We start from the raw sequence: 6,994 nt of genomic DNA on the forward strand, positions 1-6,994 counted from the left end.
TCAGCTGCCCCCGGACGGCAGTGACCGCGCGAGGTCGGCGGCTGTGGCGATCAGTTGCGGGATCATCGCCCCGAAGGCGTCCTGGATCTTGGGATCGACCTTCCCGGTGCGCACCCCCGCAGCGTAAGTCTTTTCCAGCACGATGCCGAGTTTCCAGTTGGCCAGTACCAGGTAATAGTCGATGTTGTCGGTGGACAGGCCGCTGATCGCCTCGTAGTGCCCCAACAACTCGCTGCGCGTGGGCATGCCGGCCATGTCCAAATAGAACCCGTCGGCCCGGGGCTCTTCGCCGTCGTAGCCCAGCAGGCACCACGCCAGATCGAGCAGCGGGTCGCCGACGGTGGTCATCTCCCAGTCCACGATCGCGGCCAGTCGCGCCGGCTCCCCGTGCGCGAACATCACGTTGGCGAACTGGTAGTCGCCGTGCATGATTCCCGGCCGGTAGTGCGAGGGCCGGTTGTTGCGCAGCCAGTCGGCGGCCTCGTCGAGCCCGGGAAGGTCGCGCACCTTGTACGCGTCGAGGAAGGTCAGCCAGCGATCGACCTGCCGCTCGTGGAACCCGTCCGGCCGACCGAAGCCGTCGAGGCCCTGGGCCCGCCAGTCCACCCGGCCCAGCTTGGCGGCGCCCTCGACCAACTGGAAGGCCAGGCCGCGCCGGGCCGTCAAGTCGGTGTCGAACGGCGGCTGCCAGCCGCCGTCCATCGGACTCCACCCATCGATGGCCTGCATGACGTAGAACGGCATGCCCAGCACGGTGCCGGTCTCGTCGGCGGCGATCAGCGCCGCGTGCGGGACGTCGGTGCCGGACAGCGCTCGCACCAAGCGGATCTCGCGGAGCAAGCCGTCGATGCGGGCGGCGTCGGCGCGGGTGCCTGGCATCCGCAACACCATCCGCTGGCCACCGCGGACGAGTAGGCACAGAGTGTTCTGGGAACCGCCCTTCAGTTGCTCTACGCGCGGTTCTTCACCGTTCCCCGGCGCGCCGTTCGCATCGAGCCAGCGGGCAAGCACGGCCGCATCCAGCCCGGACTGATCTACCGTCGTCATCCGCACACTCCACACTCCGTGCGGAGAATAGCATTCTCTGGCGCCCGCGCCTCGCTTTCGGCTCAGTCCTGCTTGCGTGCGCTGACCAGGAATCCGGGGGCCAGGAAGTGGCCCTCGCCGTCGCGATCGAGGTGTGCCAGCGGGCCGTCGGAGGACTCGGGCGCGTTGCCGTACACGTGCGCCGGCCGCAGATCGTCGATCCGCCAGAGCGTCGAGACGGCCTCGCGCAACTCCTCCTCGTCGAAGCCCCGCGGCCCGCCGCCCTGGTTGGCGTCGCCCAGGGCCCCGGCGGCGAAGGCCAGGATGTAGAGCGCCGCTCCCGGGGCGGCCGACCGGAGGATCGACTGCAGGTAGTCCTGGCGCTTCTCCGGCGGCAGCGCGTGAAACAGCCCGCTGTCCAGGATGGTGTTGAAGCGGCCGTCGTAGCCGCGGAAATTCGTGACATCGGCCTGCGCGAAGGTCGCCGTGGCCAGGCCGCGTTCCGCCGCCGCCACCGAAGCGGCCTCGATCGCGGTCGCGCTGCTGTCCAGGCCGACGACGGTGAAGCCGCGCTCGGCCAGCGCCAGCGACAGGGCGGCGTGGCCGCACCCGGCGTCCAGCACGTCGCTGCGGATTCTGCCTTCGTCGATCAGCCTCGCCAGCTCGGGCTGCGGCCGGCCGATGCTCCACGGCGGTGGCGTGTCCTGCCGGTACGCGGTGTCCCAATCCATGCTCGGCTCGGTCATTTTTCCTCCTCGAGATCGGCCTTCCCTGAGCCCTATTTTGCGGGGGCGAGTCCGCATGCTTTGAATGAACACGTCGCGCTGAACCACAGACAGGAAGACACCCATGCAATTGCTTCTGGTCCGGCACGCGCTGCCGCTGCGCAGCGAACACGGCGAGGGCTCAGACCCGGACCTGTCGGACGAGGGATTGGCTCAGATCGAGCGACTACCCAAGGCGCTGGACAGGTTTCCCATTTCCCGGGTGGTGAGCAGCCCGCAGCGGCGCGCCATCCAGACCGCCGAGCCGGTCGCGGCGGCGCGCGAGCTGACCGTCGAAATCGACGACCGATTCGCCGAATACGACCGCGACCTTCCGCTCTACATCCCCGTCGAGCAGATCCGCGAGGAGATGCCTGAAGAGTGGGCGCGGCTGGCGCAGGGGCACCTGCCCAGCGCGGTCGACGAGGACGCGTTTCTCGCCCGGGTGCGCGCGGCCGTCGACGACCTCGTCGCCTCCGTCGCCCCCGAGGACACCGTTGCGGTGTTCAGCCACGGCGGAGTGATCAACGTGCTGTTGCACCAGATCCTGGGCACGTCCCGGCTGTTGTCGTTCCCCGTCGACTACGCCTCGGTCACCCGGCTACTGTTCTCGCGATCAGGTGAGGCGACGGTCGCTGGGGTCAACGGTGTCGAGCACGTGTGGGACCTGCTGCCACGAAATCAGAGGTGGTAAACAAGTCCGGTGACCTCAGCTGACCAACTCGAAGGCCTCGACCTGGCCTCGCTGGACTCCTACCTGCGTTCGCTGGGCATCGGGCGTGACGGCGAGTTGCGCGCGGACTTCATCTCCGGCGGCCGCTCCAATCTGACGTTCCGCGTCTACGACGACGCGACCAGCTGGCTGGTGCGGCGCCCGCCGCTACACGGCCTGACCCCGTCGGCGCATGACATGGCCCGCGAGTACCGGGTGGTCGCCGCGCTGCGTGACACCCCGGTTCCGGTGGCGCGCGCGATCGCGCTGTGCCAGGACGAGTCGGTGCTGGGGGCGCCGTTCCAGATAGTCGAATTCGTTGCCGGCCAGGTGGTGCGCCGCCGCGCCCAGCTCGAAGCGTTCAGCCACACCGTCATCGAGGGCTGTGTCGACTCGCTGATCCGGGTCCTCGTCGACCTCCACTCCGTTGACCCCGCGGCCGTGGGGCTGGCCGACTTCGGCAAGCCCAACGGTTATCTCGAGCGGCAGGTGCGGCGGTGGGGTTCGCAATGGGCGCTGGTGCGGCTGCCCGACGACCGCCGCGACGCCGACGTCGAGCGCCTGCACTCCGGTCTGCAGGACGCCATCCCGCAGCAGAGCCGGACCTCGATCGTGCACGGCGACTACCGGATCGACAACACGATCCTGGACGCCGACGACCCGACGAAGGTTCGCGCCGTCGTCGACTGGGAGCTGTCCACCCTCGGGGACCCGCTCTCCGACGCGGCGCTGATGTGCGTGTACCGAGACCCCGCGCTGGACCTGATCGTCAACGCGCAGGCCGCCTGGACGTCACCGCTGTTGCCGACGGCCGACGAGCTGGCCGATCGCTATTCGCTGGTCGCCGGTCTGCCGCTGGCGCATTGGGAGTTTTACATGGCGCTGGCTTACTTCAAGCTCGCCATCATCGCCGCCGGGATCGACTTCCGCAGGCGGATGTCGGATCAGGCTCGCGGGATGGACTCCGACCACATGCCGGAGGTCGTCGCGCCCCTGATTTCGCGCGGGCTGGCCGAGCTGGCCAAGCTGCCGGGCTGAGTGTGCGACCACGGCTTCGAGTGTGAGGTGACGGCGCGAAATCGCCCGTTTTCCCGCCCGGGGCGCGCGGCCGAAGCCCAGGACGCATAAGCGATGGCGCGCTGCCGCCTACCGCGACGCGGCGGCGTGGTGCTTCTTGGCGGCGCGGCGCAGCTGCAGGATGCGCGCGGTGCCGACGGCCACCGTGATCAGGCCGCCGACCACGGCGGCGAGCAAAATGGCCACCCCCAGGGGCAGGCTCCAATGCCAGCCCAAGAACTGGAACGGCGTGGAGGTCGTGTTCTGGGTGATGAAAATCAGCAACAAGATCAGGATCAGGAACCCGGCGATCAGGGACGACCACAGCGCACCGGCGCGGGTGAACCCGATGGCAGGCTCCTTAGGCGCCGCGCCGGACTTGGGCGCCGCGGCGGGCTTGGCGGGTGGCTGGGTGGGCGAGGCAGGGTTGGGGCTGCTCATAGGGTCATCTTTGTCCGATCCGGCGCAGAATGAAACCACGCAGCGCAGCCGGCCCGCTTCGTCCCGGCACGGGGCGGGTTCTGACGTTACTGTCGGCGGTATGAGGATGCCGTCGCGCGCGCTCCGCGCGATCGTGCAAGCGGCGGTGTTGGTCACGGCGATCGGCGTTCTCGCGGCGTGCAGCAGCCCCGACCCGCTCGGCGCGGAGGTCCGCAGCCCGAAATCGATCGTGGTGGGATCCGCCGATTTCCCGGAATCGCAGATCATCGCCGAGATATACGCACAAGCGTTGCAGGCCAACGGCTTCGAGGTCGGCCGGCGGATGGGGATCGGCAGCCGGGAGACCTACATACCCGCGCTCAAAGACCATTCCATCGACCTGGTGCCCGAGTACATCGGCAACCTGCTGCTCTACTTCGAGCCCGAGTCGACGGCGACCATGCTCGACGCCGTCGAGCTGGAGCTCGACCGCAAACTTCCCGGCGACCTCGCCGTCCTCACCCCGTCGCCTGCCGCCGACACCGACACCGTGACCGTGACCGACTCCACCGCTAATTCGTGGAAGCTGAAGACAATCGCCGACCTGGCGGCACATTCGCCGGACGTGAGATTCGGGGCGCCCTCCGCGTTCGCCAACCGCCCGGCCGGCCTGCCGGGGCTGCGGCAGAAATACGGGCTCGACATCGGGCCCGGTAACTTCGTCGCCATCAACGACGGCGGCGGCGCGGTGACGGTGCGCGCCCTGCTGGAAGGAAGGGTGAACGCCGCCAACATCTTCACCACGTCACCGGCCATCCCGCAGAACCGTCTGGTGGTGCTGGAGGATCCGGAGCACAACTTCATCGCCGGCAACATTGTGCCGCTGGTCAATTCGCAGAAGAAGTCGGACCGGCTCAAGCAGGTGCTGGACGCCGTGTCGGCGAAGCTGACCACCGCCGGGGTGGCGGGGCTCAATGCCGCGGTGGCGGGAAACTCTGGTATCGACCCCGACCAGGCCGCGCGGAACTGGTTGCGGAACAACGGCTTTGACCATCCGGTGGGCCAATGATCGTTTTCGACAACGTCAGCAAGGCATTCGCCGACGGGACCACCGCGGTGGACCAGCTCAGTCTGGTGATCCCCACCGGGAAGTTGACCGTCTTCGTCGGTTCGTCGGGCAGCGGCAAGACCACCGCGCTGCGCATGGTCAACCGCATGATCGAGCCGACGTCCGGCACCATCACCGTGGACGGGGTGGACGTGTCCACGCTCGACCCGGTGAGGCTGCGCCTCGGGATCGGCTACGTGATGCAGCACGCCGGACTGATGCCGCACCTGCGGGTGATCGACAACGTCGCAACGGTTCCGGTGCTGAAGGGACAGTCGCGGCGGGCGGCCCGTGCCGCCGCCTACGGGGTGCTCGAACGCGTCGGACTGGACATCAAGCTGGCCACCCGCTACCCCGCGCAGCTGTCCGGCGGTGAGCAACAACGCGTCGGCGTGGCGCGTGCACTGGCCGCCGACCCGCCGATTTTGTTGATGGACGAGCCGTTCTCGGCGGTCGACCCGGTGGTACGCCTTGACCTGCAAAACGAAATCCTGCGTCTGCAAAGCGAATTGCGCAAGACGATTGTGTTCGTCACGCACGACATCGACGAAGCGCTCAAGCTGGCCGACCGGGTGGCCGTCTTCCGGGCCGGCACGCTGCAGCAGTACGACGAACCCGCGCGCTTGCTGTCGCGGCCTGCCAACGACTTCGTCGCGAGGTTCATCGGCCTTGGCCGCGGCTATCGCTGGTTGCAACTCATCGACGCGGCCGGCCTGCCGCTGCACGGCGTGCGGTGCATCCCCGCGGCCAATCTTCCCGAGACCGTCGCCGACGAGTGGGCGGTGGTGGTGGACGGCGCGCACGCACCGATGGGGTGGATCGACGGCGACGGCCTGCGCCGGCATCGGGCCGGCGCGTCGCTTTCGGACAGCATGAGCGGCGTCGGCTCGCTGTTTCGTCCCGGGGGGAATCTCAGCCACGCGCTCGATGCGGCGCTGTCCTCACCGTCGGGCGTGGGCGTCGCCGTGGACGACGGCGGCAGGGTGATCGGCGGCGTGCTGGCCGGTGACGTGCTGGCCGCGGCGGAAGCCCGGCGGCGGGGGTGACGCATGCACTACCTGCTCACCCACCTCGACGATGCCTGGGCCTTGACGATCATTCACCTGCGGCTGTCGTTGGTGCCGGTGCTGATCGGATTGGTGATCGCCGTCCCCCTGGGCGCGGCGGTGCAGCGCGCGCCGGTTGCGCGCCGGCTGACGACGGCGACCGCGAGCGTCGTGTTCACCATCCCGTCACTGGCTCTGTTCGTGGTCTTGCCGATGATCATCGGGACCCGCATCCTCGACGAGGCCAACGTGCTGGTCGCACTGACCGCCTACACCGCGGCGCTGCTGGTGCGGGCGGTCCTCGAGGCGCTCGACGCGGTGCCGGCGCAGGTGCGCGACGCCGCCACCGCGGTCGGCTACCCGCCGCTGAGCCGCTTGCTGAAAGTTGAACTGCCGCTGTCCATTCCGGTCCTGGTGGCCGGGTTGCGGGTGGTGGTGGTCACCAACATCGCGATGGTCTCGGTGGGCTCGGTGATCGGCATCGGCGGCCTGGGCACGTGGTTCACCGAGGGCTATCAGACCAACAAGAGCGACCAGATCCTGGCCGGCATCATCGCGCTCTTCGCGCTGGCGGTCGTCATCGACGCCCTGATCATGGTGGCGGGCCGGCTGATCACGCCGTGGGAACGCGCCGGGCGGCCGCCGCGCCGGCGGTCGGTGGTCGCCCCGATCGTGGGGGGCGCGCGATGAACTTCGTGGCGCGGGCCGTCTCCTTTCTGCTGACCGCCGACAACTGGACGGGTCCGGTCGGGCTCGCGGCGCGCATCCTGGAGCATCTGGAGTACACCGCCGTCGCGGTCGGCGCCTCGGCCCTGATCGCCGTCCCCGTCGGGCTCGTCATCGGGCACACCGGTCGGGGCAC

General features: G+C 69.0%; 7 protein-coding genes and 2 pseudogenes. 6 read left to right on the forward strand and 3 right to left on the reverse strand.

The annotated features are described in order from the left end of the window. Complete coding sequence (locus tag A5704_RS04290) at positions 1-1,047, reverse strand: phosphotransferase family protein (protein ID WP_067760678.1); 1,047 nt, start codon at positions 1,045-1,047, stop codon at positions 1-3. Between the two features lie 62 nt (positions 1,048-1,109). Then, complete coding sequence (locus A5704_RS04295; protein WP_067784131.1) at positions 1,110-1,772, reverse strand: class I SAM-dependent methyltransferase; 663 nt, start codon at positions 1,770-1,772, stop codon at positions 1,110-1,112. Positions 1,773-1,875: 103 nt separating this feature from the next. On the opposite strand from A5704_RS04295, the gene A5704_RS04300 reads away from it, so the two are divergent. Together A5704_RS04300 and A5704_RS04305 are read left to right on the forward strand one after the other, a co-directional pair. Next, positions 1,876-2,484: a histidine phosphatase family protein gene (locus A5704_RS04300; protein WP_067760682.1), complete on the forward strand. Its 609-nt coding sequence runs from the start codon at positions 1,876-1,878 to the stop codon at positions 2,482-2,484. A gap of 9 nt (positions 2,485-2,493) precedes the next feature. Next, a complete protein-coding gene (locus A5704_RS04305; RefSeq protein ID WP_067760684.1) occupies positions 2,494-3,540 on the forward strand; it encodes a phosphotransferase family protein in 1,047 nt (348 codons plus the stop codon). A 108-nt stretch (positions 3,541-3,648) separates the two neighbouring features. On the opposite strand, the gene A5704_RS04310 is transcribed toward A5704_RS04305, so the two are convergent. Further along, the gene (locus tag A5704_RS04310) at positions 3,649-3,999 is read right to left on the reverse strand and encodes a lipopolysaccharide assembly LapA domain-containing protein (protein ID WP_067760686.1); all 351 of its coding nucleotides are present in this window, start codon (positions 3,997-3,999) and stop codon (positions 3,649-3,651) included. A 100-nt stretch (positions 4,000-4,099) separates the two neighbouring features. Here A5704_RS04310 and A5704_RS04315 point away from each other — a divergent pair, with 100 nt between their 5' ends. From A5704_RS04315 to A5704_RS04330, 4 genes and pseudogenes are all read left to right on the forward strand, one after another. Then, positions 4,100-5,047, forward strand: coding sequence for an ABC transporter substrate-binding protein (locus A5704_RS04315; protein WP_067887526.1), 948 nt, complete (start codon positions 4,100-4,102; stop codon positions 5,045-5,047). Then, positions 5,044-6,178: pseudogene (locus A5704_RS04320) on the forward strand (ABC transporter ATP-binding protein). The gene A5704_RS04315 and the pseudogene A5704_RS04320 overlap by 4 nt, the downstream one beginning before the upstream one ends. Then, positions 6,136-6,822 carry an ABC transporter permease gene (locus A5704_RS04325; protein WP_067760693.1) on the forward strand — a complete coding sequence of 229 codons (687 nt, stop codon included), beginning with the start codon at positions 6,136-6,138 and terminating at the stop codon, positions 6,820-6,822. The pseudogene A5704_RS04320 and the gene A5704_RS04325 overlap by 43 nt, the downstream one beginning before the upstream one ends. Further along, positions 6,819-6,994 (forward strand): annotated as a pseudogene (locus A5704_RS04330) (ABC transporter permease); the annotation flags it as partial. The gene A5704_RS04325 and the pseudogene A5704_RS04330, both read left to right, overlap by 4 nt.

It is taken from the genome of Mycobacterium sp. E735, from assembly GCF_001666955.1.
Classification (GTDB): Bacteria; Actinomycetota; Actinomycetes; order Mycobacteriales; family Mycobacteriaceae; genus Mycobacterium.

Bases quoted from the DNA above. Each gene is read 5' to 3' on its own strand.
- A5704_RS04290 (WP_067760678.1), bottom strand. From the start codon at position 1,047: ATGACGACGGTAGATCAGTCCGGGCTGGATGCGGCCGTGCTTGCCCGC.
- A5704_RS04295 (WP_067784131.1), bottom strand. From the start codon at position 1,772: ATGACCGAGCCGAGCATGGATTGGGACACCGCGTACCGGCAGGACACG.
- A5704_RS04300 (WP_067760682.1), top strand. From the start codon at position 1,876: ATGCAATTGCTTCTGGTCCGGCACGCGCTGCCGCTGCGCAGCGAACAC.
- A5704_RS04310 (WP_067760686.1), bottom strand. From the start codon at position 3,999: ATGAGCAGCCCCAACCCTGCCTCGCCCACCCAGCCACCCGCCAAGCCC.
- A5704_RS04315 (WP_067887526.1), top strand. From the start codon at position 4,100: ATGAGGATGCCGTCGCGCGCGCTCCGCGCGATCGTGCAAGCGGCGGTG.
- A5704_RS04325 (WP_067760693.1), top strand. From the start codon at position 6,136: ATGCACTACCTGCTCACCCACCTCGACGATGCCTGGGCCTTGACGATC.